Origin of the sequence: Sulfurimonas sp. (assembly GCF_050296975.1) — a bacterium.
In the GTDB taxonomy this organism is placed as follows: Bacteria; Campylobacterota; Campylobacteria; order Campylobacterales; family Sulfurimonadaceae; genus Sulfurimonas.
The window spans coordinates 1-26,954 of record NZ_JBNKRX010000003.1 but is presented as its reverse complement, the minus strand read 5'-3'; the positions used below and the strand labels follow the sequence as shown (position 1 = coordinate 26,954).

Here is a 26,954-nt window from a genome sequence, read left to right as displayed (position 1 = left end):
TATAATTATGAAAGATAATTACCTAAAAAGGATTTATTATGGGTATTAGTTCATTAGGAGCTGGATCAAGCATATTGACACAAGATGTTTTAGATCAGTTAAGAGCTGCTGACGAGGCAACAAAAATTACACCTTTAACTACGAAAATTGCAACAGAGACTGCGAAACAAAACGAGTTAGAAATTATAGATGCCAATATGACAAACTTGGTTGATAGCATCACTGATATTACATCTGTAGATCTTTTTGATGAGCGTAGTGTAACAACAAGTGGAACATCGGTTGAAGTAAGTGCTTCAGCTAACAGTGATATACAAGATTTTGTTATGAATGTTTCTGTTCTAGCAACAAAACAGATTGAAGAGTCAGGTTCGTTTTCTTCAGAGGATGACCTAGTTGGTGGTGGTTCTTCAGGTCAAATCAACTTAAATATAGATGGTCAAGACTATACTATAGATTATACAGATACAACTACATTAAAAGAGTTAAAAAATCTGATAAATGATGTAGCAGGTGATAGTGTTGATGCGACACTTTTAAATGTTGGGACTGGTGATGTAAGACTTGTAATCTCATCTGCAAACACTGGGAGTACTCAAGACATTACAATTACAGATGTAAGTGGAACAATTGATTCAAATATTACTTCTGGATTACAAGCACTCCAAACTGGAGTTGATGCTGAATTCACATTCAATAATGGTTCAACAATTACTCGTTCAAGTAATGAAATAGATGACCTTATCACTGGATATACAATTACACTTACAGAAACTGGTGAAACAAGTGTATCTGTAGCACAAAATACAGATACGATTGTTGAAAAATTAAATAACTTTGTAGATAAATATAATGCAATAATGACAGAGTTAATGAGTGTAACACAATCAAGTACAGAAGAAGCTGATAGAGGGTTATTTTCAAGTGAAAGTATCATTAAAGGGTTGCAAAGCACTCTAAGAAATATGATGGAAAGTGTTGGTGAAGGTGTAGATAGTCTGATGAATTATGGATTTGATATTGATAAAGATGGTGTTATGACATTTGATGAAGATACCTTTTTGACAGCACTGAATGATAATCCAGATAATGTTCAAGCATTTTTTAATGGTGGTGACTTTACAAATTCAGATTCAAGTGTTACAACTCTAACTGGTGCGTTCAATGAGATATCTACAATTGTGGAAGGATATACAGAGTATAATGCAATATTGGACACATTTACAGAAAGTATTACTGATAAAATCTCTTCTTTAGAAGAGAGAAAAGCTACAGAAATTGAACGACTAGACAGTAAATATGAAATTATGGCCAAAAAGTTTGCAGCATACGATTTGATAATTAGTCAGTTCAATACTATCTCAACAATGTTCTCAGATATGGTTGCAGCACAAAGTAGTTCTAGTTAACTAAAGAATAAACCTTAGTTGCCGATTTAGGTACTATAAATAAATGAAAAAAGATAGGAACAAAAGAAAAGGATTTCAAATGAACACAGCAGCTCATAATATTTATGCACAGAACAACGTAGCAGTAGAATCTCCTGCTAAATTGATAGAGATGTTATACGAGGGGGTATTACGTTTCAATGCACAAGCAAAACGTTCTATGGAAGATGGAAATATTGAGAAAAAAGTTTATTGGATTAATCGTTCAATAGCAGTAATTTCTGAACTTATAACAATTTTAGATATGAAAGCTGGAGCGATTTCAGCATATTTAAGTGGATTGTACAATCATGAGTTACAACTTTTAGCTCAAGCAAATATTGAAAACAGTACTGAAAAAATAGATGAGTGTAGTAAAGTGTTCAAAACTCTTCTTGAAGCTTGGAGAGAGACTACATATGTGGCTTAAGCAATTTAAAATTGCAATTATAGAAAAAAATGTCGAAAAGCTCGAAAAACTGATGGGTGAAGTCCCATCTTTACAGTCTAAAGAGGAGTTAGAAGAAGCAATAGCACTTCTTAAGGAAGCCACAGACTTAGTACAAGGGTTAAAAGATTCTACAGCAGAATCGATGGCTCAAATTAAAAAAAATATTAACTTCTTGAAATCTACACAAGAGGGAAGGGCACATAAGTTAGACATTAAGTCGTAATTTATTTCTTTTTTATCCCAAAATTTAAACTTCTAATGGTGTAATCAGTTACAACGGCACCTTTTCTCATAGTTAAAATATGCTGTAGGGCATCGGCTATATCAGTAGCTAAAAGTTTTTCACTATCATTTTGGGTTACATCAAAATGGAGTTCATCATAAAAACTACTTTGCGTCATATCTGGGTTGATGTTAGTGATACTTAGATCAGATTTTCGAGTCTCTTCAAAAAGTGAATCGCTAAATGCTTTAAGCCCCGCTTTTGTAGCAGTATAAACCCCTGCAAATTTACTAGCTCGTAAAGCCTCAATCGAGTTAATATTGATGAGGTAACCCCCATTTTTTTTGAGGCTTCGCAGAGTTGCATTTGTAAGTAACATAGGGGCAGTGAGATTTAAAAAAGTCATCTGTGAGATAGTTTTTGCACTAAGCTCCTCATGTGGAGCAAACTTCCCAAAACCAGCACAATTAATGAGTATAAAAACCTCCTCTTTTTTGAGTTGTTCGGCAAGTTGAAGGGTTTGTTTTTCATCGCTGAGATCACATTGCAAGGCTTTAAAATTAACTTGATTAAATAAAGCTTCATCAATGTTGCGGCTAACGCCTGTAACATTAAAACCAAGTGCTAAGAGACGTTTTGTTAGCGCTTGTCCTATCCCGCTACTTGCACCCGTAACTATTGCGTTTTTCATCAAAAACTCCTATACTACTACCATGAAAAATATTTATATAACCGATCTCGATCATACATTTTTACGAAGCGATTTATCTGTAAGTGATTATACTAAAAAAATATGGAACTCTTATGAAAATCACTCCATCCTCTCCATTGCAACTGCTAGAACATATAAAAAAACGATGCAGTTTATGCAAGGAGTAAGTATAAACGCTCCAATGATTTTACTTGATGGGGCTTTGATTGCAACAACAAACAGAAAAATAATAGATACAAAATTTATCTCTAAAAAGATGGCAGATGAGATCATAAATGAGGGTGCTAAACTTGGGATTTATCCATTTTTACTCTCTTTACTCGATCAAGAGTTAAATGAAGCATTTAGTTATTCACATACACTCAACAACTACCAAACAGAGATACTTAAGCGTTATGCAAATGATGACCATACACAAGGGTTTAAAAATCTTCGTGCTATGGAAGATAATTTCAAAGTGGTGTATATGGCTGATGAAGATATTTTAGTTGAGTTAAAACAAAGAGTTGAGGCAATATTTGGCAATGAACTCAAATACATCCTAGCACCAGAAGCATATATGGGGTGTTACTTCTTAACTATACTGCATAAAGATGCAGACAAGGCACATGGGATTCAAAGTATAAGTGAAGCAACGGGGTTTGATCTAGGTCGTCTGAGTGTTTTTGGGGATAATCTCAACGATATAGGGATGTTTAACTTGGCAAATATCTCTGTTGCCGTTGCAAATGCCCATGCAGATGTAAAACAGATGGCAAATGTTGTACTGCCACATACAAATGATGAAGATGGTGTTGCAAAATATCTACAAGGACTTAAGAGATGAGTAAAGAATCAAACTTTATCCCAATGGTTATCATCGCCATTTTATTTTTTATTTTTGGATTTGTAACATGGCTCAATGGCTCACTTATCCCTTTTTTAAAAGTGTTGTGTGATCTTAATGAGTTTGAAGCACTCTTTGTCACTTTTGCTTTTTATATCTCATATACGGTTATGGCATACCCAATGTCATACCTACTAGAGCTCACAGGATACAAAAAGGGAATGACTTTGGGCTTACTTGTGATGGCAGTTGGAAGTTTGCTCTTTATCCCAGCAGCACTAACACGTGAGTTTGGAATTTTTTTACTTGCTCTTTTTGTTTTGGGAACTGGGCTTACAATACTGCAAAGTGCATCAAATCCTTACATAGTTTTACTAGGTCCCATAGAGAGTGCGGCAAGGCGTATAAGCATAATGGGGCTTATTAACAAGTCTGCTGGTGTGTTGGCCCCTATCGTTTTTACAGCGCTTATCCTCTCAAATATGCCACTTTTAGAGAATCTACAAACAGCAAATTTAGATACCCTTTCGCACAAGCTGATTACCCCTTATGTTGTGATGGCAATCATCCTTTTAATGCTTATTGTATTTGTTCATTTCTCCCCTTTAAAAGATGTTGAGTATGAAGAGGATGACAGTTACGATCATGTAAGTGTACTAAGATTTCCACACGTGATCCTTGGAGCAATAGCACTATTTTTTTATGTAGGTATAGAGGTAATTGCAGGAGATACGATTGGACTTTATGCACAATCTTTAGGGGTTAAAGATGCAACAATCTTAACCTCTTACACGATGATATGTATGGTAATTGCGTATCTTGTTGGGGTAGTAGCAATCCCAAAATATATCAGTCAAAAAAATGCTTTAGCTCTCTCTTCTATAGTTGGGATAATCCTTGTGATGTCTATAGCTTGTACCCCTAAAGAGAGTTATTTTTATATGCAAAGTATTCCAGATACTGTACTTTATGTAGCATTACTTGGGCTTTCAAACGCACTTGTATGGCCGACAATTTGGCCTTTAGTTTTAGATGGATTAGGTCGTCACACTCCAAAAGCAAGTGCACTGCTTATTATGTCTATAGCTGGGGGAGCACTTTTACCTTTAGCTTTTGGAAAAATATCTTTATTTACAGGAGATATGCAGCAGAGTTATCTTATAGGGATTTTTTGTTACCTAGTTATATTATTTTATGCACTTAAAGGGCATAAAATAGGACGGACTTAGAGTAAAATTACACTCACAAATGTACCAGCAAGAAGGTCACGATCATCTTCCCCTGTTATCATAAGTCCGCTGTTGCCGAGCATGTTTGTAAGGATTGCAGAACTTCCAAGTTTTTTATCTTGAAAATTTACGAAAAATTCTCCATCTTCAACAACTACATTACATGTTGTAAATTCTGTAAATGATGAGCGTTTATTAAAATCTTCTTGCAGTTTAGCTGCAATTATCTCATATGGTTTTGCTTGTCCTAACATTTTTGAGATGAGTGGCAGAGCGTAGAGTATAGCTGTTACAGTAGACGAATACGGAAATCCTGGAAGTGCTAAGATAAACTTCTCATCACGCTGTGCTACCATCACATGACGACCTGGCTTCATTGCTACACCTTTAAAGACAACCGAAGCACCAAGACTTGGAACTATATCTTTTACAAAGTCATAATCACCAACGCTCACTCCACCGGTACTTACAACAATATCAGCAGAGTTGATTGCATTCTCAAACGCTAAAAGCAAACTTTTTTTATCATCTGGTGCAGTGCCAAGTTGTATAACTTCTGCTCCGGCTTGTTTGAAAAGTGCTTCGAGTGTGTAGTTGTTTGAACTTCTGATTTGTGCTGGATTATCAGAGTGCTCTCCAAGATCTACGATCTCGCTTCCAGTTGCTATCACAGCTACACGAGGGCGAAGCGAAACTTTTACCATCACTTGGTTTAATCCTGCCAAAACACCGATCTCAGCAAAGCCAAGTTTTGTACCTTTTTTGATCAGCACATCTCCCGCTCTATAACTCTCCCCAACAGGGCGAACAGACGAGCCAAAGTTTACACTCTCATTGATCGTGATTTTTCCATCTTCATAAGTAACATTTTCGATCTGGATCAGAGTGTCAGCACCCTCTGGCATTTTTGATCCCGTAAATGTTTTTATACACTCACCCTCATTTACAATGCGTTGCTCATTATTTCCTGCTGGATTGTCCCCTAAAACAATAAGCTCACCAAGTTCAAGATCGGCATGTTTTACAGCATAACCATCCATAGAAGCAGTAGGAAATTGTGGATCGTTGTACTTTGCAACTATATCTTCAGCCAAGATGCGATCAAGCGCATCACTTAAAGGAACTCTTTCAAACTTAGAGCTATTGACTTGAAGCAGTTCAAGCATGTTTTGACTAGTTTCATACGATATAAAGTTCAAGTTTTTTCCTCTCTTACGCTAAAAGTCCACTGCCGTTAATTGCAGTTGATCTGTCTTTTGCATAGACACGTTTTCCATCAAGTAAGTCGTATTTCCAGATCGGAGCTGAAGCTTTAAAATCTTCTACAAACGCATCTATAAACTCTAAAGCCACACGGCGTTTTGGAGAAAAAACCGCTGCAATGTAAGAAGACTGATGTAAAAGTACATCTCCCTTAGAGTGTGCCATTTTTATGATCGCACCCTGCGTGGCAGCTTTTTCTTCCCAAGCTTTGTACCAAGACTCTAGTATTGGCTCATACACATCAAAGCTAAGCCCCGCGATCCCGTTCTCATCACGAACAGTTCCGACAAATGGAATATACGCACCGTAATTACTTGCAGACTCCTCTTTGTACCATCGCTCTAAGATCTCAGGAACATTCAATGCACCATCATGTAACTCTAGCAAATCAGCCTCCGCACACTGGTGGTAATAAAGAGATTTTATCTCCATCTTTTAACGGATGTTCTAGTGAAGCTACAAGTGCATCATTTACAGCAACTGCCGAGTTGCTTAACCACTCTTTTAACTCTTGATCTTGTTGCAAAATGGGTGCTAGTTCACTTAAGTTTGTGATCTCAAACTCCATTGCATCTTTTTGTATTGGTCCTAAAAATTCTACGCGTACCATCGTTCGTTTCCAGCCTTTTATTTCAGGAGTGTTAGGTTGTGAATGTACAAAAGTGAGGCTCAGACCAAAGGGAGGATTCGTCCTCAATTTTGTATATTCATAACCGAATTATGGATGAAATTATAACGAAGATAAGTTAAGTGGGGTATAATTTCATAAATTAGTTTTGGAGCTTATGTGCTTTTTGGAAAGATAGAATACTTGAACCTTTTGCCATTTCATATATTTATGAAACGATTTGCCCCATCTTCACAGATCAAGATGAGTATGGAGTATAAAAAAGGTGTCCCTGCAAAGATCAATAATGACTTTAAAAACAGACGAGTTGACGCTGCTTTCATCTCAAGTATAACTGCAAAAAAACATAAAAAAGTTGCCCTTGGAATCATCGCAAAAAAAGAGGTAAAAAGTGTCCTCGTTATCCCACAAGCAAATGCAAAAAAAGATAAAGAATCCGCAACCTCAAATGTCTTGGCAAACGTACTAAATATCCAAGGCGAAGTACTTATAGGCGATAAAGCCCTGCGATACGCTCTTAAAAACGACAACTACATCGATCTGGCACTCGAGTGGAATAACCACTACAACCTCCCATTCGTCTTCGCAGTTTTAGCCTACCATAAAGACAAAAAAATCTATAAAAAGATCGAGAGAAACTTTGGAAATACTAAAGTAAAAATCCCGCAATACCTTTTAGAAAAAGCAGCAAAACGCACTGAAGTTTCAAAGCAAGAGGCACTAGAGTACCTCAAACTTATCTCATACAAGCTTGATCGAAAAGCACAAAGAGGACTTGCTAAGTTTTATAGAGAAGTTAAAATTAAAAATCTGTCCTAAAACTCCTAAGAGTTTAAGGGAATACAAGCTTTTTATTTATTGAACACTTTGTGGAACATGGAAAGCGTATAAATGCCAACTATGTTTCAAAAAGAAGGGATTGTTGAGTTCATAAGTGTTTAGTTGATAGGGGACATTTCAATCTATACCCTTTAATAAATTATTGTGAATTACAATACACATCAATATTTTTATAAACTTCTATATTTATTTTTCAAAGACTAATACAAATTTATTTGTTCCACTAATATCACCAACATATTTCCAGCCTTTTTTATATAAGTCTTGCATTGTAACCTTTCCGTTAATTCCTACACAATCTAATTCAGCTTTAGCACCTACTAAGTATGAAGTACATGTTGTCACTTGTTTTGCTTGTAATGAAACTGTAATACTAAGTAATGACAGTAATATGAACATTTTTTTCATGTTAATCCTTATTGTTGAAATATCTTTAATCTTATCAGACAGTAAGTTTTATTTATATTTTTTTTCATAAAACAACTAAATATATTATTTAATGTTTCAATATGTAACCATAATAAACAATATTAATTATTTTATTGTTTATTTTTTGATATATAACTTTAGAAATTCTATGAATTAGTTCAGTATTAGGCTTAATCAAAAAATATTAGATTGTAACATCCCAAATAAAGTACATTTTAGCGCATAATTTTATATTGTAGTGGCAGTATTTAGACCTTATGATATAATATTGCCTATGAAAAAAGAATCTATCCTCAACTATCTTAGCACTGTTAAAAGTAAGTACCAAAATGAAGGTTTCTTAATAAAAGCACTTTTTGGTTCTTATTCTCGAGATGAAGCAGATGATAATAGTGATGTTGATATTCTTGTAGAAGCAACTCCTGAATTCGCAAACAGATATGGATTTGGTGCGATTGAACGTATTCAAGAAATTCAATCTGAAATTTCAAGTGCTTTAGGATTACCAGTAGATTTAGCTGATAGTACTGGTATGGGCAAAACTGGTAAAAAGTTTATTATAGATAGAGCTATATATGTCTAAAGAATCAATTAGCAAAGTTTATTTGATTCTTGAAAAGATAGAATATATAGAACAAATTGTTGAAAATAATGGTGGCATTGTAAAATCTCTTGAAGATAGTGTTACATTAAGACCTGCAATACTTATGCATCTGACAGCCATAGCTGAACAGTTTAACAAATTAAAAAAAGATCATGCCAATGATATTTTAAGTGCTTTTGACGATAAAGATGTTAAAGGTATGTATGATGTTAGAACTTATATAGCTCATGAATATGAAGGTGTAAATCTCTCCATAGTTGAATGGATAGTTAGAAATGGACTTCCAAAATTTAAAAAGCAATGTCAAGAGATTATAAATAATGCTACAAAAGAATATAAATGAGAAAGTTAGCTGATTCTCGCAGCCAACTCTTTTTTATATTTCTCTATATCAAAATCTTTCATGTGTGACGATCCACTCTCAATAGCAGCCTTTGCAACCGCTGCAGAAACCTCTATTACTAAACGCTTATCAAAAGGTGAGGGGATGATGTACTCTTTTCCATATTCTAGTTTTCGCCCATGAATCTCGTGTAAATACTCAGGAATTTCTTGTTTTGCTAACTCTGCTAGTGCTTTTGAAGCGGCGAGTTTCATCTCTGTATTTATTTTACGTGCGCGTACATCCATCGCCCCTCTAAAGATAAACGGAAAACCTAAAACGTTGTTTACTTGGTTAGGGTAGTCACTTCTCCCCGTTGCTACGATTGCATCTGGACGTGTAGCTCGTGTATCTTCGGGAAATATCTCAGGAGTAGGGTTAGCAAGTGTAAAGATGATCGGGTTTGGGCACATCTTCTCGACATCTTCTATATGAAATGTCCCTGGGCGTGAAAGTCCGACGATTACATCTGCGTTAGCAAAAACTTCATCGTGTGTCAGGTATTTATGTGCTGCAAACTCACGTTTAAAATCATTAAGATCACTTCTTCCTTGGTGTACGAGCCCTTTTGAATCCATCATATAGATATGTTTCACTCCAACTTCGCGGTAAAGTCTTGCACATGAGATGGCAGCAGCACCTGCACCTACAACTATGATCTTGATTTTTGTAATGTCTTTATTGGCAATTTCACACGCATTCATAATGGCTGCCGTAGAGATAACTGCCGTTCCATGTTGATCGTCATGCATCACAGGGATGTCTAGCTCATCAACTAAACGACGCTCGATCTCAAAACACTCTGGAGCTTTTATATCTTCAAGGTTGATCCCGCCAAAGGTTGGTGCGATTGCACTTACGACTGAGCAGAAACGATCAATGCTTTTTGTATCTACCTCGATGTCGTACGCATCAAGCCCAGAAAACTTTTTAAAAAGTACCCCTTTACCTTCCATGACAGGTTTAGAAGCGAGTGCACCTATGTCACCAAGACCAAGAACTGCCGTACCGTTTGAGATCACACCCACAAGGTTGTTTTTTGCAGTGTATTTGTACGCATCATCAGGATTTTTTTCTATTGCCAAACAAGGAACTGCTACTCCTGGGGTATATGCCAAAGAGAGGTCTTTTTGTGTTGCAACACTTTTAGTGATCTGCGTTGCTAGTTTTCCTGGTTGTGGAAATTGATGATAGTCAAGTGCTTCTTTATCTGTAAATTTTTTTGCCATGAAAAAATCCTTAAAAGTGTTTCTTTTATTATACACCTTTTGTGATTGCTTCGAGCCACTCTTTCATTTTTTTCTCATAACCTATATCTTTGAGCTGGACAAATTGTTGTGGATGTTGCAGGTATTGTTGCTCTACATAACTGCCAAAATCGTGTGGGTAAAGATAGTTTGCATTGTTATGTTGGATCGTTTTTGGTATCTCCATAATATTGCCGTTTTTTAGACTATTTAGCGCCTCATTTATTGCCATATATGCAGAGTTTGATTTTGGAGAGGCACACAAGTAGATCACCGCTTGGGCTAAGATGATCCTCGCCTCAGGGTAGCCGATTTTTGAAACAGAAGTAAGACATGACGTTGTGAGTGTAAGTGCTTGTGGATTTGCATTGCCCACATCTTCACTAGCAAGTATTACAAGTCTTCTTGCTATAAAGTCGGCACTCTCCCCACCATCGATCAAACGTGCTAGATAATAGATCGCAGCATCGCAATCACTTCCGCGGATTGACTTTATGAGTGCTGAAGCTAAGTCATAATGCACCCCGGCTTCACTACTGCCAGCTTGCAAAGCATTTGGGCGAAGTGATTTGAGTGTTTCAAGAGTGATCTCATTTGAGAGATTGCTTGCAAACTCCAATAGTTTTAACATCGCTCTCGCATCCCCGCCAGAACTTGCGATAAGATACTCCTGTGCATCTTGAACGAGTGAAAGTTGATATTTTTTGATTACTTGATTAAGCAAATTTTTCAGTGCTTCGTTATTGATAGCTTTTATCTCAAAAAGCATCGAACGAGAGCGAATTGCAGAAGTGAGTGAATAGAACGGATTTTCTGTTGAAGCACCAATAATGAGTGCTTCGTTTCGCTCCATAATTGGAAGTAAAACCTCTTGTTGATTTTTAGAAAGGCGATGCACTTCATCTATAAATATAAGCGGTTTTTGCAGAGTATTTTGATGTTGTTTAAAAACTTTTCGCAAGTCTTCAATTTTGAGTGAAGTCGCATTAAACTCATAAAACGGAAGCTTCATCAAGTTTGCAATGACGCGAGAGATTGATGTTTTTCCACATCCAGCAGGTCCATAAAAAAAGCTATGACCCAAAGCACCTTTTTCACAAAGAGTTCGTAGAGGTGCACCACTAGAGCTTAAGTGCTCTTGCCCAATAATTTCATCAAAAGTTTTCGGACGTAAAAGTGTTGCAAAGTCCAAGGCTATGCTCTCTCTTTTTGTTTTTTAGATTCCTCTTTTATAAACTTATGCAGTGCAGAGTACTCACTACGTGTTAAGAATCTAGTTTTTCCCGTTGGAAGATTATTGAGTTCGATCTCAGCAAAACTGAGACGTTTTAGATCAGCTACTTCACTTCCAAAGTGTGCAAAAAATCTACGAAGCTCACGGTTTTTCCCCTCAGCGATCGCCACTTTTAAGATAGAGTAAGTTGGTTGATTTTTTTGAATCTTATAACCGATAAACGGCTTAAATTCCATCTCTTTTATTTTTGAGTGTGAATGTGCTCCAGCACTTGCATCTGCGAGATAAAGTCCATCGATCATTGCTGCTTCCATCTCTGGAGTTACTGCACCTTGAATCTTGATCTTATAGATACGTTGTAAATTGGACTCCATTAAAGCTGTTGCAATGTGCGAAGCATCTGTTAAAAGGAGTAATCCCTCACTTGCAAAGTCAAGACGTCCAACTGGAATGTAGTGTTTAAACTCTTTAGGGAGTGTATCATAGATCGTACGACGCCCTTTTGGATCGCTTTTAGTAACTAACTCCCCTTTAGGTTTATTATATACAATCACAGTATATTTACTCTTTGGGCTTACTTGTTTTCCGCTTACGTAAACAATGTCTAAACCCTCTTGCACTTGTGTAGCTGGATTCATCTCGATTTCGCCGTTTATGCGAACATACCCATCTTGAATTGCTTTATCTGCCTCACGGCGTGAATAAGTTGAATAGTGTGCTATATATTTGTTAAGTCTCATTGACATTTTAGGAGATACCTTTTTCGATAAGTGAGTGGATGTGTAATACACCTTGTATATGTTTTTCGTTGTCTGTAACAACTAAAAGTTGAATCTTTTTCTCTTCTATAAGTACTAAAGCATCACTAGCTAAAAGCTCTGCATCATCTATACTCATTGGATTGAGTGTTGCATGTTTCATCACATTATCTTCAAGAGAAAAATTTTCACTTAATAGTGCACGACGAACATCCCCATCACTCATAAGTGCTAAAAGATGGTTCTCATCATCAGCGATAAGTGCTGTACCTAAACGCCCTTCACTAATACTCAAAATAGCATCTTTAATTGTAGCACTTTGATGTAAAACAGGAAGGTTTTGTGTACGCATCAAATTTTTTACTTTTATAAATAGTTTTTTGCCTAAAGCACCACCTGGATGAAATGACGCAAAGTCACTTGTTTTAAAATCTCTAGCCTTCATTAAACAAACCGCAAGTGCATCACCAAGTGCTAAAGTTAGAGTAGTTGAGCTTGTTGGGGCAGTATTGAGTGGACAAGCCTCTTTTTCAACTAGTACTTTAATTACTAGATCACTGTAGTTTCCAAGTGTAGAGTTTTCATCTCTTGTCATCCCAATGAGTGGGACATCAAAACGTTTTATATGTGGCAAGATAGAACTTAGCTCTTCACTCTCTCCACTATAACTAATCGCTAAAACTACATCGTTTGATGAGATCATCCCAAGGTCACCATGTAATGCTTCTGTTGGATGGAGAAAAAAACTAGGTGTTCCAGTTGAAGCAAAAGTAGCGGCCATTTTAGCACCTATAAGTCCACTTTTTCCAACACCAGTGACAATCAATTTTCCCTTACATGCAAGGATCATTTCCACAGCTTTATCAAAAATACCATTGATATTTTTTGCAGCTTCTATAAGTGCATTAGCTTCGATTTGTAGTGTTTCTTGTGCAATAGTTTTGTAATTCATAAATGCAATTATACTCTTTTTATCTTCATAAGTTATAATACGATTAGACTTATAAGTTTTAAGATAAAAAAGGGGCTTTTATGAGAGCTGTAATTGGAAAATATTTAGATAGTATAGATAGTTTAAAACTTGAAGAAAGAATACTTTGCTATAACACATTGATCTTAGGGGAACAAGGTTCAGGTAAAACAAATTTAGCATGTAAAATTAGAAACTTTGTGATCGATCAGGGTGTGCCTACACTTTACTTAGATTTTGATGATTCACATGAAGACAATATTGAACTTAGATATAAAGATGAATATTTTAACTATATCCAATTTGAAGAGAGTGAAGCATTTGAACAAGCATTTTCAGATTTGGTTGCGCAAAAAAAACATATCTATATGGCAGTGAATCCGAAATATTTTTCAAATAAAAGAGATATAAAATCAAAACTTACGCAAACAATTTCAGGGAAAGAGTTACTAGATAATTACTACTATTTTTTCCATGACATCCAAAATTTAAACGGTTTTTACACAAAATTTGAAGACTTTTTACTTTATATGTTAAGTTTTACAAATGTACAAAAATATGGTTTCACATTTTTAGCACAACCCCATTCGACATTTGAAAACCCACATCTAAAACTTCTATTTACATTTTTATATTTGGGTCGTTGTTCTAATGCAAACTATTTTAATACTGCAAGTTTAAAAAATCTAAAGAAAAATAAGTTTTTTTATCAGTATAGAACAGCATATCCAACACTACTTTTTAATGAGATTAAGAACTCTGTTGTAGAGATTGATGAGTATCAACCAGAAGAGTAAGAGGCTCTAAAATGCAAAATATTTTTGATGAAATTAGCTCTCTCGATCGAAGATGTTATGATGAATTTGCACTCAGCGAAGATATCCTAATGGAACATGCCGCAGATGGCATGGCTAACTTTATCAAAAACAAATTTCCCCAGCAAAATGAAGTACTCATCATTTGTGGAAGCGGAAATAATGGTGGTGATGGCTTAGCACTCTCCCGTCTGCTTCACAAAGATTACAACGTCAAGGTTTACCTTGTAAAAGAACCAAAAAGCGAGATGGCAAAACTACAACTCAAAAGATGCCAAAAGCTTGGTGTAACATTTACAGATACAATCTATGAAGCAGATATTGTAGTTGATGCTATTTTAGGAACTGGATTTCAAGGAGAGCTTGATAAAACTTTAGCAAACACTCTGGAAGTGATGAATAGTTTTGAGTCTAAGCGTATAGCTTGTGATGTACCAAGTGCGTATAAATTTAAAGCCGATTTTACTTTGACAATGGGAGCGCTTAAAAAGTCACTGTTTGAAGATTTTGCTAAAGATTATGTAGGTGAGATTCATGTGATCGATCTTGGTGTTTCACGCAAGATTTATGAGCTAAATTCTAATGTACAACTACTTGATGAGAATGATCTAAAACTCCCACATAGAAGTGAACAAAATACTCATAAAGGTTCGTATGGACATCTTGCAGTAGTGAGTGGAGAAAAAACTGGTGCGAGTGTTTTAAGTGCTAAAGCTGCGTTTCGTTTTGGAACTGCTTTAGTGACACTTTTAAGTAATGAAAATATCGGTGCCCCTTTTGAGATCATGCAATCGCATCAACTCCCCGCAACTGTTTCAGCAATTGCACTTGGAATGGGGCTAGGTGTTGAGTTTTCACAAAGTGAGTTAGAGCGATTTGTAAATAATAAGTTGCCACTACTTTTAGATGCGGATATCTTTTACCATCCGCTTCTTGGTACACTTTTACAAAGAAAAGATGTTGTAATTACACCTCACCCTAAAGAGTTTTGCAAGATTTTAGAGTGTTGTGAGATAGCTGAAATAGGTGTAGAGGAGTTACAAAAAGATAGATTTACCTATGCGCAAAAATTCAGCCAAAAATTTCTAGAAGTTACCTTAGTGTTAAAAGGGGCAAATGTGATCATCTCGCAAGGCGAAGAGGTTTTTGTAAATCCGCATGGGAGCAATGTTTTAGCAAAAGGTGGTAGTGGGGATGTTTTAGCGGGGCTTATTGCTGGGCTTTTAGCGCAGGGGTATAGCTCACTTGAAGCGGCTATAAATGGTTCGTTAGCTCATACGAAACTTGCAAAAAGTTACAATGGTGCTGATTTTTCACTTACGCCAACTGATTTAATCAATGGTATAGGTAAACTGTAAGAATTGTTTTGTTATAACGTCACACTTGATTGTGACAAACGATTATTTGGTTTATTTTTAGAGACCAGACCGTAGGGAGGATTCGCGCTCTAAAAATAAGCCAAATAATCTGAAAGATATTAACAAAACAAAGAGATAAGGATAATGAATATGAATGATACTCTAAAAATCGGAAAATATGAATTGGGATCTAGATTAATCGTAGGAAGCGGAAAATACGATTCTTTTGAGATGACAAAAGAGGCAACTTTAGCATCTGGGAGTGAGCTTATTACCGTTGCGGTTCGTCGTTTAAATATTACAGATCCAAGTAAAGAAAACCTGCGTGATACTTTTGCAGGGACTAATGTTAAATTTTTACCAAACTCTGCTGGGTGTGTAACTGCTGAGGAGGCGATCACAACTTTTAGACTCACTCGTGAAGCGACAGGGATCGATCTGATTAAGTTAGAGGTTATCGGCGATACGCAAAAAACACTTTATCCAGATGTTTTAGAGACGATTAAAGCGTGTGAGGTTTTACACAAAGAGGGCTTTACTATTATGGCGTATACTTCAGATGATCCAATCATAGCTAAGCGTCTTGAAGATGCTGGTGCTGATGCTATTATGCCTTTAGCCGCTCCAATTGGTAGTGGACTTGGTGTGCAAAATCCTTACAATGTTGTATTTGTTCGTGAAGCGGTAAGTGTGCCTGTAATTGTTGATGCTGGGATCGGGTGTGCAAGTGATGCGGCGTATGCGATGGAGCTTGGTGCTGAAGCAGTACTTACAAATACTGCAATTGCACAAGCATCTAATCCAATTGCTATGGCCGAGGCGATGAAACATGCTGTAATTGCAGGGCGTATGAGTTATAAAGCAGGAAGAATACCAAAAAAACCTTACGCAACTGCATCTAGCCCGATTGATGGACTTATTCAGTTCTAATTTGATTTTGCCAGTTCGGAAAAGTTGATAGAGTCTTCTTTTTTGGACTCTTCTCTCTCTTTATCTTTTTCAAAATCTCCGCTAGAGAAAAAGTATTCACTTTTACCTTTATTTAAAATGCACCCTTTAATTCCAGGGGAACAATTGAGATTAAGAAGTTTACAAAAACCTTTATGATCGTGTTGACAAGTCCAGCCCATTTTATACCTTATTTATCTATGGAGCGGATGTTTGTAGTCTGAAGGATTGAGTGCCTTGTAGACTGCACCACCAATCGCTAGTAATATAAAAATCCAATAATGATTTTTTTGAGCATTTGTAATTTCCTTATTAACTTTCAAATTTTTCTGAGAGATGAGACATTAAAAGTAATTGCCCCATCCCTTCAAAGAATTTTTCTATTCCAATAGTATTTGCTTCTAAAGATTTTTTCATAGCTGTTAAAAATACGAGTTGTGATTCTTCTGATGCTAACATGTAGGTATCTATAATGTACTCCAGAGTGAGTGAAGTTTCTTCACCATTGATCTCATAATCAACTGTAGAAGCGGGGTTGATCCCCTCTTGTTTTAAAATCTCCATACACTCTTGCTGCGGTGTCATTACACTACCCCCATTAGGTTTAACATCACTATAAACATCGCAATTGGCGTAATGTAGCGAAGTGAGAAATACCAAGGCTCAAATGCCCATTTTAAAAATGGTTTCATTACAGCTTTTACACGGCTTTTCTCTAGTATAAAACCTACAAATATTGCCATTATAAGTCCACCAACTGGGAGCATAATAGCTGCTGTAAAAAAGTCAACCCAATCAAAAAAGTTTCTACCTCCCCATGTTAAGTACTCTTTTGCTCCATCGATATTTGAAAGTATTGCAAAGATCCCAAAAAACCAAAAAAATCCACTTACTAGTATGGAGGCTTTTACTCTGCTCCAAGAAAATCTATCTATATAGTACTGAACCATTGGCTCAACTAAAGACACAGCAGATGTAAGTCCCGCAAACGCAAGGGCAGTAAAAAAGAGTTCTGCAAAGATATTTCCTAGTACTCCCATCTCATAAAAAACAGCAGGAAGTGAGATAAATACAAGTCCTGGACCTTTTGCTGGACCAGAACCATACTCGTAAAGAAAAGTAAATAGCATTAAACCAGCGACAAGTGCAATAGAGGTGTCTAAAAATACAACCCAAAAAGCAGATTTTACAATGTTTGCACCTTTGTCCATAGATGCTGCGTAAGTCATAATAGCACCCATACCAAGACTAAGTGTAAAAAATGCATGTCCAACAGCAGTTACAAATGCTTCAGAGTTGAGCTTAGACCAATCCGCTGCAAACATAAAATGTACTGCTTTTGGAAAAGCATCCAATGAAAGTGAATAAAGAAACATAACAGATAAGATGATCATAAGGGCGGGCATAAGTACCAAATTGATCTTCTCAATCCCACTTTTAATCCCTTTAGTTAATGTGTATGTGATTACAAGAAAAGCAATAGTATGATAAAAAAGCTGTGTAAAAAAACCTGAATTAAGCATTGCACTAAAAGTTACTTCAGCCTCTTTTACATTAGCTGGTAGAGAAGTTAGAGAAGTTACAATGTAGTTAAGTATCCAGCCGATCACTACAGAGTAAAAGATCATTATAAAAAGCCCAGCTAAACCTTGAAAACCTCCAAATTTCCATATATTTTTATGTTTAGGAGCTAAAGTTTCAAAAGAGCTTACTGTATCTTTTCTCCCAAGATACCCTATAAGCATCTCTGCTATCATAATTGAAAACCCTATAAGCAAAACTGTGAGAAGATATACTAAAACAAAGGCACCTCCACCGTATTCACCAGTAATATATGGAAATTTCCATATATTTCCTAATCCTACAGCACTTCCTGCCGCTGCTAAAATAAATCCTACTCTACTAAATCTTGCTATTTTCATCTGTTTTACAATTGCCTTTTGCTTTGTTTGTATAATTGTAACAAATGAAACTTAACTCACTTTTGTACGAGAAAATAAGAAAATGAAAAAACTTTGAAAAATACTATTGACATTTCAAAGTTTTTTAACTATAATTTCGCCTCATTAATCAGCATATACTGCTTTTTAATGTATAGGTCGGGGTGTAGCTCAGTATGGTTAGAGTACTTGGTTTGGGACCAAGGGGCCGAAGGTTCGAGTCCTTTCACCCCGACCATTCTTTTTTTAATATGGTGGGATTAGCTCAGTTGGTTAGAGCACTAGTTTGTGGCACTGGGGGCCGTGGGTTCGAATCCCATATTCCACCCCATTATTAACATTGTAACTTATAAGCCAAACACTGGTTGTTGCCTGCGTCTGTGGCTCAACTGGATAGAGTATCGGACTTCGGATCCGACGGTTATAGGTTCGAATCCTATCAGGCGCACCAATCATTTTGTATGCGTCCTTAGCTCAGCTGGATAGAGCAATGCCCTTCTAAGGCATCGGTCACACGTTCGAATCGTGTAGGGCGTACCACTTTTTAGAAGTTGTCTGAAGAGACATAAAAAACTTATCTACTCGCGGATGTGGTGAAATTGGTAGACACGCCAGACTTAGGATCTGGTGCCTCACGGTGTGAAGGTTCAAGTCCTTTCATCCGCACCATCCCTTCATAAAATCTTTTTTCTAAAACGCCCATTCAACAATCAAGTGCGACAATCTGATTTTTATAATGTAGTTTTGAGTCATCAATCCACTCAGCAATTTTACCAAAGAAAACTTCATATGGTGTTTTATAGCCTAACACTTTTCTAGGTCTATGATTTAGTTTGTCTTGAATAGCTATAATTTGGTTATGGGAGTAATCAATAAACTTACTTTTCTTAGGTATATATTCCCGTATTAAACCATTAGTGTGTTCGTTAAGTCCTCGCTGCCAAGATTTATATGGTTCAGCAAAGTAAAAATCTATATCAAGTTTTCTTTCTATCTCTTGATGATATGTAAACTCTTTGCCGTTATCACTGGTAATAGTCTTTACGATATTTTTGAGTGGCTTTAATAGTTGCAGTATTGCACGGCTTACATCAAATGCTTCTTTTGAACCTACCTTTTGCATTAAGGTAAATTTAGAATGCCGATCAACCAGAGTAACAATAGCTTCTTTATGATTCTTCCCTATGATTGTATCAGCTTCAAAGTCACCAATTCTTTCTTTTTTTTCAACTGCTAATGAACGCAAATGTATAGATTTGGCTTTTGGTATCTTTCCTCTGTATTCATAGATGCCTTTTCTACTTTTATATTTACGGTGTTTGTGTCTGAGATATTGATGAAGTTTATCTCCATTTCTTATACGCTTGTATATAAATCTGTAAATAGTTTCATGAGATAAGCAAAGTAATCCATCCAGTTTCATTCTTCCACTTATCTGTTCTGGTGACCATCCTTGTTTTAGATGCTTGAGTATATATTTTTTATGCTGACTAGTAAGACGAAGATTTTTCACTTTTTTCTGATATCTCAACCTTGTTTGGATCTGTGCATACTCTGCTTTATATAATCCATCTATACTATTTCGATTGATCTCTCTGTATATGCTGGAACGATGTACACCTGAATTAATTGCTGTACAATCTTTACTCAATCCCTCTTTTATTAAAGCTTCTATCTGGTCCATGGTTATTTGGCTGTAGCTCATGTAAAGTCCTTTATCTTTGGTCGGATATTTAGACTCTTATTTTACTACATCCTCTTAACCTACTGTCGCACTTTAAATTTGAATTGGCGAAATCTAAAAATAACATTCAAATTTTAAATTTAGGTTGTGGTTTTAACAACGAAGAAATAAAATACAATTTTACGTATTATCTAGAAAATAATCCTTATAATTTTACTATATAACTTATACTAAAACTTCGTTCAGGAACATCTACAGATGAACCTATAACACGACCATCATTATCAAAAATATTATTCAAATCAACAGAGATAACTTGTTTTTTTGTAATTTCTTTTTTTAGCCCTACACTAAAGATATTATATCCCTTATTGTTATATTGATTATATCTATCGTCAACAATACGAACATCAGCTTGATCACTTTGAGATAAGGTGTGACTTTTAGGTGCATATTCCCATTTAAAATAAAAATCATCATAAACAGTTTTATAAAAAAGCTTTAGAGGAGTTAATTTGGAAATATAGTCTTGTTCTGTTTTTCCATACACATATTGAAGTGTAAAAATATTATCAAATTGAGCTATTGAAAAATTAGTTGAAAGATTCGCCCCAAACATATACCCAGTATCTATATTTACACTTTGGTAAACATCTTCATCATTGATTTGATAACTAAGTTTTTCTCTATCTATTAAATTATTCATATATAAATAAAAAATTGACGCATCATATGTAAGCTTTTCCCCCTTATTGTCTTTAATACCTAGTGTAAAAGTATGACTTGTTTCTTGTTTTAAATTATTATTTGGAAGATCATAACCTTTACCAGTTGTTTGTGCATAGGCTAAGTTTTCTAGTGTAGGAAATTTATAACCATAATCATATCTTCCATACCATGAATCATCGAAAATTTCTAATGTAATTGCATTATTGAAAAAGTTTTTCTTTTCATTATCCCATTTAACATAAGCATCTGAAACATTATATCTTGCGTAAAATGAAAAGAGATTATAATTCTGAGTATATTCAACTCCTGCACTTACAGTATTATAGAGATAATTGTCATCCTTATGTTGTATATCTTCATAATAATTAGAGATATATACATTAATTTCATTGGTTATGAGACTTTGATATTTCAATCCATACATATGATCACGGGTTGAATAGATTGTTCCATTGTCATTAACTTCTTCAAAAAAACGTTGAAAACTTCCCACTATACTATTCTCTTTATTAAATGCATAAGTGTGTTGTAAAAGTAGATATTGTTGTTTATCCCATGTATACGGTTTGTTTTTTAAAAATTTATCTGGGCGATCTATATCTTTACTTTCACTGAAGAGTATTCTGCTTGTTCCTATGGTGCTATCTTGTTCCAAATAAAAAGCATTTTGATTATAAGAAGTATGATTTACATCATTATAATTATCTGTAGTGTAATATTTTACACCTGCTTTCACTGAATCACAATCGATGGTTCCTAGAACTTTATTTCCTGTATTATACTGATCAAATTTGTATGAAAGTATATTGCCATTTATCCCTAAGTCTGTATTTAAAGTAGAGCCTATAGCATCTGAAGTAGGTAGAACATCATTATTTAATACAAACTCTTGTGGAATCCATGAAAAGTATTGATTAGGACCTGAACGCCATATTGCATTACTAAAACGTAATCCATCAACTGTAATACTAATTTTATCTCCCTGAAGACCATTAATAACAGGATTGTAAAGCCCTGGTGCTGTTTCTTGAATTTGTACTTGACTATGTAATTCTTCTTGTGTATCTTCAAAATATGAAAGAGTAGTATCTGTTACACTAATTGGTTCTAATGTATATGTTTGTGCTAGTAGTACAGGTACCATACTTAAATAACTAATTATACTGAGTCTAGTAAATATTTTTTTCATTTTAATTTAAATCCCATTTTTACTGAAAATACACGGATACTAACAAAAATAAAATTATATTAAAATTAAAATACATTAATTTAAGTTATTATTGATATTCATAAAGTTTTTAATTTTAAAGTGTTAATTAATGTAACATAAGTATAAAAAATTATGATATAACATAAAAGAATATTCTTTTTAAAATACAAATTTAGTTAATATTTGTTTATTTTTTATTTAAAAAATGTGTTTTAAAAGGGGGAGGGGAAATTATATGAAAAGACTATTATTTTTGGTCATTACATACATAGGTTTCTTATTTAGTTCAACATACGCTAATCAAATGGCAGAAAATTTTTTAATTCAAAGTAATGATATTAATAGTTCTATGTATACGGAGAATAATCTTGTAACACCATTTCAAGGTATAGCAACAGTGTTAATTAATGCAAAAAAACTTAGTATCACTCTTGATAGTACTTTTGAGCAAAATGCGATGTTAATGATGCATAACTCAGAATTAAATAATACGTACATACTTGCTTCCAAAATAATATTAAATACATTTTATGATGAAACAAACACATCTTTAGTTTCTTTTTTATTAGAACGACAAAATCAAGATGGTGGATTCGGAGAGTTTTTAGGGTTTAATAGTACAGTTATAGACACGTCTATAGCTCTTGAAGCTATGAGTAGTCTAAATACAATGGATGATAGAGCAAAAGATAGTATTAGTTATCTTCTCAATGAGCAACAGACCAACGGAAGTTGGGGAGAAGGTAGTAATGAAAATTCTATTTATTTGACAGCATGTGCTATGCATGCACTTTGGTTATATAGATATCAATATGATATTGCTTCTCAATTAGAACAAGCTAAAACTTTTCTTGAATCTCAAAAGAATGAACAATTATGGGGAGAGTTACATCAAAGTGCACAAGTATTAATTGCAATTGCTCCAATGTATAGTAGTATTGATGATGTTCAAGAAAGCATTAATGCAATTAATTTATTACAAAAAGCAAATGGCAGTTGGGAAAATAATCCTTATACAACTGCATTATTACTTCGCGCAACAACCATAGCAACAGTAGCGGTTCCTAATCCTGATTTAGGAAGCATTAAAGGTATAGTTATTGATGCTGATAGTACAGAACCTATACCAGATGTTGATATCACTTTGAAAAAAGAAAAAAAATCTTACTACTTGACTGATAATAATGGATTATTTGAAATTGTAGACTTAGAAGCAGGTGAATATGAACTTATAATTGGTAAAAATGGGTATAGTATGATTGTTGATGAAATTACTCTTCAACAAGGCCAACAACTTGATTTTGGAACTCTACGTCTTTCTAAATATGTTGCACCAACTTCAGGAGCGATACAAGGTCGTATTGTTGATGGATTAACAAAAGAGCCACTTATACAAGTACAAATAAAAGTAGGAGAATTAAGTACATATACGAATGCAGACGGAACATTCTCGTTAAATACAATTCCTGTTGGACCAATTTCAATAAGTTTTGAAAAAGATGGTTATGCAAATGCTATAGCTGAAGGTGAAAGTATAGCTGGTATTACTTCACTTTATTCTATTGAAATGGTGCCAATAAACCAAGTCTCTAGTGGTTTTAATTTAACAGTAATTGATGCCATGAATAGTCAAGTAATATCAGATGTTAATCTGACATTAAGTGGTGCAATGAATCAAGAGTTTCATAATATAGGGGAGGGAATATTTAATATATCTCCTGTTATTGATGGAGATACAACCTTTACAATTAGTGCATTGGGCTATGCAACGCAAACATTAGTAGCTACACTTCGCTCAGGAACGAGCTATCAACATACAGTTAAAATGCAACCAATTAATAAATCAATTACACTTTTTGGAAAAGTACAGTCAAACAATGCCAATGCTATTGCAAATGTTAAGGTATCAATCCCAAAATTAGGACTAAGTACAAAAACAGATACACAAGGAAACTTTAATTTTACCAATCTTGAAAGTGGGAACTATACAATAGAATTTTCTCATGCGTCTTATTTTGACATTAGTGGAGAAATTACACTAAAAGAAGGTCTGAACTATCAACTTCCTATTACTCTTTATCCTATTACGCAGAAAGAACCAATTATTGAAGGTCATTTAGTTGATATACAAACAGGGGAATCTATTAGTGGTGAGGTTTCTATTTCAGGGGATTTTAGTGCTACTGTTACAACCAATAGCGAAGGATACTATAGTTATACAGCACCTAATGATGGGAATGTAACACTAAGTATTGTTTCAGCAGGATATGTGCAGAAAGAAGAACATATCTTAGTACCAACAACAGGTATTGTTTCTTTACGACATGAATTATACGCAACATCACTCAATCCATCAAAATTTCGCTTACATCTTATTGAAGCCATTTCCCAAAATGTAATGCAAGATGTTAATGTCAATTTTTTCCATAGTGGATATAAAGGTCAAGTGACTACAGATGCTGAAGGTAATATAGAAATCAATCAGATTATAGGTTCTTCTTTAGTGGTTGATATTGAATATCCAGGTTATGAGGAAAAGCATCTTGAACTTGAACTTTTTGAGGGGGAAGAACGTGATTATGGAACTATATCATTGTTCAAACAAGGGATTACAAAGCTTCAACCAGATTTAATTATCAAAGAAGCTAGTTATCAAGAAGAAAATATTTCTGTTGGTATTGAAAATCAAGGGAGTGCCATAGCAGTGCCATCAACACTTATAGCATTTTATGATAATAATGGTAATTCACAATATGATAATCAAGCTGATACGCTTATAGCAAAAAAAGTACTACCTGTAAGTTTACAAGCATATGATCAATATAATTTAATTTTAGAGAAAAATATTTTGAATAGTCATGAAGATATGCCTATCTCTTTACAAATTGATTCAGAAAATGTAGTTTTAGAAAATAACGAAAGTAATAATTTTGCATTATTATGTCATGGAGTATGTCAATCTATCGCTACAACATATACTGCAAATGATGATTTTGCATTAGGGGAAAGTATTAATGTAAAAGCATTAGCATCACATCAATTGCAACTTGATGAAGCAGTGCAAACTTTTGATGTGATTTGGGTTTCTTCATCGGGAACAGGAACAATTGTTAAAATCGATACTAAAACAGGAAAAATATTAGGAGAATATCGCTCTGCGCCTTCTGGAAGACAAACAAATCCTTCTCGTACAACTGTAGATAAAGATGGAAACGTTTGGGCAGGTAATCGTAATGAGACATCGGGCAAAGGATCAGTTGTTAAAATTGGTTTAGTTGAAAATGGACAATGTATAGATCGAAATGGTAATGGGATTATTGATACATCAACAGGGCTAAATGATATTAAACCATGGAGTAATACAGGAGGTGTTGATAACAATGGTGGTGTAAGTACAGCAGAAGATGAATGTATTCTACATTACGTTCGTGTTGGAGGAACAGGTGTAAGACATGTTAGCGTTGATGCTGAAAATAATGTTTGGGTAGGCGGACATTTAAATCGCGTATTTAATGTTATTGATGGTGAAAGTGGAAAAATCTTACAAAGTGTAACGCCAAGTTGTGGAGGTTATGGTGGACTAATGGATCGAAATGGTGTCCTATGGTCAGCAACTCGACAAGGAGGTTTTAACTTACTTCGCTATGATACAAAAAATACACTTACTGATTTGAGTGATGATACATATACTTGTCAATATGTTTATGGTTCGTATGGTTTAGGGCTTGATAGTCAAGGAAATATTTGGCATAGTTCCTATTCTGGTAATAAAGTCTATAAATTTGCAGCTGATGGGACGTCAATAGGGAACTATTCTACACATAATTCTTATCCTTCAGGGTTAACAATTGGCTTAGATGATGATATTTGGACAGCAAATCGTGGACCAGGAACAATGGCGAGACTTGATAACAATGGAACATATAAGGCAAGTGTATATGTTGGCAGTTCTCCTACTGGTGCTGCTACAGACTCGCAAGGTAAAATTTGGGTCTCAGTTAATGGAAATAATAAATTTGTAAGAATTGATCCTACAACTAATAAAATTGATTTAGACGTTAAACTACGAAATGGATCTGCTCCTTATAATTATAGTGACATGACTGGAAGTTTACTCTCTGGAAAACCAGATTCTGGAACATGGAGTATTATTCAAGATAGTAAACATATAAGCTCTTCTTGGGGAAGAATAATTTGGAATGGATATACACCTGAAGATGCTGTACTTAAAGTATCAGTTGCAACAAGTGATGATAATATATCTTTTGGTTCTGCACAACTTCTTAGTAACGGTGACCTTGTAAATTTACAAGGGCGTTATTTAAAAGTTATGGTGAATTTTGAGCGTTCTACAAATGGTACAAGTCCAGTTCTATATGATCTTTCTGTAGAACCACAGGCAAAAGATTATAGTTTGTCAGGTCTTAAAATTTTAGATAATTCAGAGAACTACAGTATAAATGTAAATGTTCATAATCTTGGTTCTATTGCACTAGAAGCAACACGAGTACATTTTTTTAATGGTGATCCTAAAAATGGAGGGATACTTTTAGGTGTTGCTGATGTACCAACATTAGCAGTTAATGGTTCAAGCAATATTACACTCACAGGTATAGAAAATATTGGTGAAAATAATATTTTTGCTATTGTTGATTACACCATGGAAATAAATGAGTGTGATGAAGATAACAACATAGTTTCCATACCATTTGGGAGTTCAAATGTATTAGGAAAAATAGACCCACACACAGACAAACTAACATATGGCGTAGATGAGAATGTTTCACTGTATGCAAATATCACTAACCCTGGAAGACTCAGTTATGAGCTGAATGCACAACTTATACTTGAAGATGTAGATGGTAATGTGGTGCATACTTTTGAAGCAAAAAACCTTGGTGTTGTAGCTTCACAAGAGATAAAAACTATTTCCGAATCTTGGAATACAGAAAAAACACTTACAGGAACATATAAGTTAAAAGGTGTACTCTACGACACCGAAGGCAACATAGTAGATGAGGCATATAGCACATTTACAATTGCATCA

26 protein-coding genes and 5 tRNA genes are annotated in these 26,954 nt (G+C 34.9%); 17 read left to right on the top strand and 14 right to left on the bottom strand.

The window, feature by feature from the left end; all coding sequences use genetic code 11:
* Nucleotides 1-38: 38 nt before the first annotated feature.
* The 3 genes from fliD (at nucleotide 39) to ACQY56_RS01340 (ending at nucleotide 2,101) form a co-directional block, all read left to right on the top strand.
* The gene (fliD, locus tag ACQY56_RS01350; RefSeq protein WP_428738505.1) at nucleotides 39-1,409 is read left to right on the top strand and encodes a flagellar filament capping protein FliD; all 1,371 of its coding nucleotides are present in this window, start codon (nucleotides 39-41) and stop codon (nucleotides 1,407-1,409) included.
* A 79-nt stretch (nucleotides 1,410-1,488) separates the two neighbouring features.
* Nucleotides 1,489-1,857 carry a flagellar export chaperone FliS gene (fliS, locus tag ACQY56_RS01345; protein ID WP_428738504.1) on the top strand — a complete coding sequence of 123 codons (369 nt, stop codon included), beginning with the start codon at nucleotides 1,489-1,491 and terminating at the stop codon, nucleotides 1,855-1,857.
* On the top strand, nucleotides 1,847-2,101 hold the full coding sequence (locus tag ACQY56_RS01340) for a hypothetical protein (protein WP_428738503.1): 255 nt from the start codon (nucleotides 1,847-1,849) through the stop codon (nucleotides 2,099-2,101). The genes fliS and ACQY56_RS01340 overlap by 11 nt, the downstream gene beginning before the upstream one ends.
* A 1-nt stretch (nucleotide 2,102) precedes the next feature.
* Here the strand turns inward: ACQY56_RS01340 and ACQY56_RS01335 are convergent, their stop codons facing one another.
* Nucleotides 2,103-2,792, bottom strand: coding sequence for an SDR family oxidoreductase (locus ACQY56_RS01335; protein WP_428738502.1), 690 nt, complete (start codon nucleotides 2,790-2,792; stop codon nucleotides 2,103-2,105).
* Between the two features lie 22 nt (nucleotides 2,793-2,814).
* Between ACQY56_RS01335 and ACQY56_RS01330 the strand changes: the two genes are divergently transcribed.
* Both ACQY56_RS01330 and ACQY56_RS01325 read left to right on the top strand, forming a co-directional pair.
* Nucleotides 2,815-3,639, top strand: coding sequence for an HAD-IIB family hydrolase (locus ACQY56_RS01330; RefSeq protein ID WP_428738501.1), 825 nt, complete (start codon nucleotides 2,815-2,817; stop codon nucleotides 3,637-3,639).
* On the top strand, nucleotides 3,636-4,868 hold the full coding sequence (locus ACQY56_RS01325) for a sugar MFS transporter (RefSeq protein WP_428738500.1): 1,233 nt from the start codon (nucleotides 3,636-3,638) through the stop codon (nucleotides 4,866-4,868). Before ACQY56_RS01330 ends, ACQY56_RS01325 begins: the two co-directional genes overlap by 4 nt.
* Here ACQY56_RS01325 and ACQY56_RS01320 read toward each other — a convergent pair.
* The 3 genes from ACQY56_RS01320 to ACQY56_RS01310 are packed head-to-tail and all read right to left on the bottom strand — an operon-like array spanning nucleotide 4,865 to nucleotide 6,741.
* Complete coding sequence (locus ACQY56_RS01320; RefSeq protein ID WP_428738499.1) at nucleotides 4,865-6,067, bottom strand: molybdopterin molybdotransferase MoeA; 1,203 nt, start codon at nucleotides 6,065-6,067, stop codon at nucleotides 4,865-4,867. The two genes, ACQY56_RS01325 and ACQY56_RS01320, sit on opposite strands and share 4 nt — an antisense overlap.
* A gap of 13 nt (nucleotides 6,068-6,080) precedes the next feature.
* Nucleotides 6,081-6,518, bottom strand: a complete 438-nt coding sequence (locus tag ACQY56_RS01315) for a molybdopterin synthase catalytic subunit (RefSeq protein WP_428738498.1) — start codon at nucleotides 6,516-6,518, stop codon at nucleotides 6,081-6,083.
* 1 nt (nucleotide 6,519) lies between these two features.
* Complete coding sequence (locus ACQY56_RS01310; protein WP_428738497.1) at nucleotides 6,520-6,741, bottom strand: MoaD/ThiS family protein; 222 nt, start codon at nucleotides 6,739-6,741, stop codon at nucleotides 6,520-6,522.
* Nucleotides 6,742-6,918: 177 nt separating this feature from the next.
* On the opposite strand from ACQY56_RS01310, the gene ACQY56_RS01305 reads away from it, so the two are divergent.
* Entirely contained in the window at nucleotides 6,919-7,578 is a 660-nt protein-coding gene (locus ACQY56_RS01305; protein ID WP_428738496.1) for an MqnA/MqnD/SBP family protein, read from the top strand.
* Nucleotides 7,579-7,785: 207 nt separating this feature from the next.
* Here ACQY56_RS01305 and ACQY56_RS01300 read toward each other — a convergent pair whose 3' ends face one another.
* The gene (locus ACQY56_RS01300) at nucleotides 7,786-7,998 is read right to left on the bottom strand and encodes a hypothetical protein (protein ID WP_428738495.1); all 213 of its coding nucleotides are present in this window, start codon (nucleotides 7,996-7,998) and stop codon (nucleotides 7,786-7,788) included.
* Nucleotides 7,999-8,302: 304 nt separating this feature from the next.
* Here ACQY56_RS01300 and ACQY56_RS01295 point away from each other — a divergent pair, with 304 nt between their 5' ends.
* Entirely contained in the window at nucleotides 8,303-8,611 is a 309-nt protein-coding gene (locus ACQY56_RS01295; protein ID WP_428738494.1) for a nucleotidyltransferase family protein, read from the top strand.
* Nucleotides 8,604-8,975: a HepT-like ribonuclease domain-containing protein gene (locus ACQY56_RS01290; RefSeq protein ID WP_428738493.1), complete on the top strand. Its 372-nt coding sequence runs from the start codon at nucleotides 8,604-8,606 to the stop codon at nucleotides 8,973-8,975. Before ACQY56_RS01295 ends, ACQY56_RS01290 begins: the two co-directional genes overlap by 8 nt.
* A 5-nt stretch (nucleotides 8,976-8,980) precedes the next feature.
* Here ACQY56_RS01290 and ACQY56_RS01285 read toward each other — a convergent pair whose 3' ends face one another.
* Genes ACQY56_RS01285 through ACQY56_RS01270 form a run of 4 tightly spaced genes read right to left on the bottom strand, consistent with a single transcriptional unit; the run spans nucleotide 8,981 to nucleotide 13,205 of the window.
* Nucleotides 8,981-10,243: a malic enzyme-like NAD(P)-binding protein gene (locus ACQY56_RS01285; RefSeq protein WP_428738492.1), complete on the bottom strand. Its 1,263-nt coding sequence runs from the start codon at nucleotides 10,241-10,243 to the stop codon at nucleotides 8,981-8,983.
* Nucleotides 10,244-10,271: 28 nt separating this feature from the next.
* On the bottom strand, nucleotides 10,272-11,453 hold the full coding sequence (locus tag ACQY56_RS01280; protein ID WP_428738491.1) for a replication-associated recombination protein A: 1,182 nt from the start codon (nucleotides 11,451-11,453) through the stop codon (nucleotides 10,272-10,274).
* Nucleotides 11,454-11,455: 2 nt separating this feature from the next.
* Nucleotides 11,456-12,241: a pseudouridine synthase gene (locus tag ACQY56_RS01275; RefSeq protein WP_428739853.1), complete on the bottom strand. Its 786-nt coding sequence runs from the start codon at nucleotides 12,239-12,241 to the stop codon at nucleotides 11,456-11,458.
* 1 nt (nucleotide 12,242) lies between these two features.
* The gene (locus tag ACQY56_RS01270; RefSeq protein ID WP_428738489.1) at nucleotides 12,243-13,205 is read right to left on the bottom strand and encodes a KpsF/GutQ family sugar-phosphate isomerase; all 963 of its coding nucleotides are present in this window, start codon (nucleotides 13,203-13,205) and stop codon (nucleotides 12,243-12,245) included.
* 80 nt (nucleotides 13,206-13,285) lie between these two features.
* Here ACQY56_RS01270 and ACQY56_RS01265 point away from each other — a divergent pair, with 80 nt between their 5' ends.
* The 3 genes from ACQY56_RS01265 to ACQY56_RS01255 all read left to right on the top strand — a co-directional run bounded on the left by ACQY56_RS01265 (nucleotide 13,286) and on the right by ACQY56_RS01255 (nucleotide 16,326).
* Complete coding sequence (locus ACQY56_RS01265; RefSeq protein ID WP_428738488.1) at nucleotides 13,286-14,020, top strand: ATP-binding protein; 735 nt, start codon at nucleotides 13,286-13,288, stop codon at nucleotides 14,018-14,020.
* An 11-nt stretch (nucleotides 14,021-14,031) separates the two neighbouring features.
* Entirely contained in the window at nucleotides 14,032-15,396 is a 1,365-nt protein-coding gene (locus tag ACQY56_RS01260; RefSeq protein WP_428738487.1) for an NAD(P)H-hydrate dehydratase, read from the top strand.
* 150 nt (nucleotides 15,397-15,546) lie between these two features.
* Nucleotides 15,547-16,326 carry a thiazole synthase gene (locus ACQY56_RS01255; protein ID WP_428738486.1) on the top strand — a complete coding sequence of 260 codons (780 nt, stop codon included), beginning with the start codon at nucleotides 15,547-15,549 and terminating at the stop codon, nucleotides 16,324-16,326.
* Here ACQY56_RS01255 and ACQY56_RS01250 read toward each other — a convergent pair.
* From ACQY56_RS01250 to ACQY56_RS01240, 3 genes are all read right to left on the bottom strand, one after another.
* A complete protein-coding gene (locus tag ACQY56_RS01250; protein ID WP_428738485.1) occupies nucleotides 16,323-16,526 on the bottom strand; it encodes a hypothetical protein in 204 nt (67 codons plus the stop codon). The two genes, ACQY56_RS01255 and ACQY56_RS01250, sit on opposite strands and share 4 nt — an antisense overlap.
* A 130-nt stretch (nucleotides 16,527-16,656) precedes the next feature.
* Nucleotides 16,657-16,929: a hypothetical protein gene (locus ACQY56_RS01245; RefSeq protein WP_428738484.1), complete on the bottom strand. Its 273-nt coding sequence runs from the start codon at nucleotides 16,927-16,929 to the stop codon at nucleotides 16,657-16,659.
* Nucleotides 16,929-18,266, bottom strand: a complete 1,338-nt coding sequence (locus tag ACQY56_RS01240) for a sodium-dependent transporter (protein WP_428738483.1) — start codon at nucleotides 18,264-18,266, stop codon at nucleotides 16,929-16,931. Before ACQY56_RS01240 ends, ACQY56_RS01245 begins: the two co-directional genes overlap by 1 nt.
* 178 nt (nucleotides 18,267-18,444) lie before the next feature.
* Between ACQY56_RS01240 and ACQY56_RS01235 the strand changes: the two genes are divergently transcribed.
* The 5 genes from ACQY56_RS01235 to ACQY56_RS01215 all read left to right on the top strand — a co-directional run bounded on the left by ACQY56_RS01235 (nucleotide 18,445) and on the right by ACQY56_RS01215 (nucleotide 18,953).
* Nucleotides 18,445-18,522, top strand: a tRNA-Pro gene (locus tag ACQY56_RS01235).
* Between the two features lie 16 nt (nucleotides 18,523-18,538).
* A tRNA-His gene (locus ACQY56_RS01230) sits at nucleotides 18,539-18,615 on the top strand.
* A gap of 43 nt (nucleotides 18,616-18,658) precedes the next feature.
* Nucleotides 18,659-18,735 (top strand) — tRNA-Arg (locus tag ACQY56_RS01225).
* 12 nt (nucleotides 18,736-18,747) lie between these two features.
* A tRNA-Arg gene (locus ACQY56_RS01220) sits at nucleotides 18,748-18,824 on the top strand.
* Between the two features lie 44 nt (nucleotides 18,825-18,868).
* Nucleotides 18,869-18,953: transfer RNA gene (locus tag ACQY56_RS01215), tRNA-Leu, on the top strand.
* 34 nt (nucleotides 18,954-18,987) lie between these two features.
* Here the strand turns inward: ACQY56_RS01215 and ACQY56_RS01210 are convergent.
* Entirely contained in the window at nucleotides 18,988-19,989 is a 1,002-nt protein-coding gene (locus ACQY56_RS01210) for an IS30 family transposase (RefSeq protein ID WP_428738482.1), read from the bottom strand.
* A 184-nt stretch (nucleotides 19,990-20,173) separates the two neighbouring features.
* Nucleotides 20,174-21,886, bottom strand: a complete 1,713-nt coding sequence (locus tag ACQY56_RS01205) for a hypothetical protein (RefSeq protein ID WP_428738481.1) — start codon at nucleotides 21,884-21,886, stop codon at nucleotides 20,174-20,176.
* Between the two features lie 256 nt (nucleotides 21,887-22,142).
* Between ACQY56_RS01205 and ACQY56_RS01200 the strand changes: the two genes are divergently transcribed.
* Nucleotides 22,143-26,954: carboxypeptidase regulatory-like domain-containing protein (locus ACQY56_RS01200; RefSeq protein ID WP_428743700.1), on the top strand; the 4,812-nt coding region annotated here is incomplete at its 3' end.

Coding starts and splice junctions, on each gene's coding strand:
- ACQY56_RS01325 (WP_428738500.1), top strand. CDS start 3,636: ATGAGTAAAGAATCAAACTTTATCCCAATGGTTATCATCGCCATTTTA.
- fliS (WP_428738504.1), top strand. CDS start 1,489: ATGAACACAGCAGCTCATAATATTTATGCACAGAACAACGTAGCAGTA.
- ACQY56_RS01265 (WP_428738488.1), top strand. CDS start 13,286: ATGAGAGCTGTAATTGGAAAATATTTAGATAGTATAGATAGTTTAAAA.
- ACQY56_RS01270 (WP_428738489.1), bottom strand. CDS start 13,205: ATGAATTACAAAACTATTGCACAAGAAACACTACAAATCGAAGCTAAT.
- fliD (WP_428738505.1), top strand. CDS start 39: ATGGGTATTAGTTCATTAGGAGCTGGATCAAGCATATTGACACAAGAT.
- ACQY56_RS01295 (WP_428738494.1), top strand. CDS start 8,303: ATGAAAAAAGAATCTATCCTCAACTATCTTAGCACTGTTAAAAGTAAG.
- ACQY56_RS01335 (WP_428738502.1), bottom strand. CDS start 2,792: ATGAAAAACGCAATAGTTACGGGTGCAAGTAGCGGGATAGGACAAGCG.
- ACQY56_RS01240 (WP_428738483.1), bottom strand. CDS start 18,266: ATGAAAATAGCAAGATTTAGTAGAGTAGGATTTATTTTAGCAGCGGCA.
- ACQY56_RS01245 (WP_428738484.1), bottom strand. CDS start 16,929: ATGACACCGCAGCAAGAGTGTATGGAGATTTTAAAACAAGAGGGGATC.
- ACQY56_RS01275 (WP_428739853.1), bottom strand. CDS start 12,241: ATGTCAATGAGACTTAACAAATATATAGCACACTATTCAACTTATTCA.
- ACQY56_RS01300 (WP_428738495.1), bottom strand. CDS start 7,998: ATGTTCATATTACTGTCATTACTTAGTATTACAGTTTCATTACAAGCA.
- ACQY56_RS01290 (WP_428738493.1), top strand. CDS start 8,604: ATGTCTAAAGAATCAATTAGCAAAGTTTATTTGATTCTTGAAAAGATA.
- ACQY56_RS01340 (WP_428738503.1), top strand. CDS start 1,847: ATGTGGCTTAAGCAATTTAAAATTGCAATTATAGAAAAAAATGTCGAA.
- ACQY56_RS01260 (WP_428738487.1), top strand. CDS start 14,032: ATGCAAAATATTTTTGATGAAATTAGCTCTCTCGATCGAAGATGTTAT.
- ACQY56_RS01330 (WP_428738501.1), top strand. CDS start 2,815: ATGAAAAATATTTATATAACCGATCTCGATCATACATTTTTACGAAGC.
- ACQY56_RS01285 (WP_428738492.1), bottom strand. CDS start 10,243: ATGGCAAAAAAATTTACAGATAAAGAAGCACTTGACTATCATCAATTT.
- ACQY56_RS01210 (WP_428738482.1), bottom strand. CDS start 19,989: ATGAGCTACAGCCAAATAACCATGGACCAGATAGAAGCTTTAATAAAA.
- ACQY56_RS01250 (WP_428738485.1), bottom strand. CDS start 16,526: ATGGGCTGGACTTGTCAACACGATCATAAAGGTTTTTGTAAACTTCTT.
- ACQY56_RS01255 (WP_428738486.1), top strand. CDS start 15,547: ATGAATGATACTCTAAAAATCGGAAAATATGAATTGGGATCTAGATTA.
- ACQY56_RS01310 (WP_428738497.1), bottom strand. CDS start 6,741: ATGGTACGCGTAGAATTTTTAGGACCAATACAAAAAGATGCAATGGAG.
- ACQY56_RS01205 (WP_428738481.1), bottom strand. CDS start 21,886: ATGAAAAAAATATTTACTAGACTCAGTATAATTAGTTATTTAAGTATG.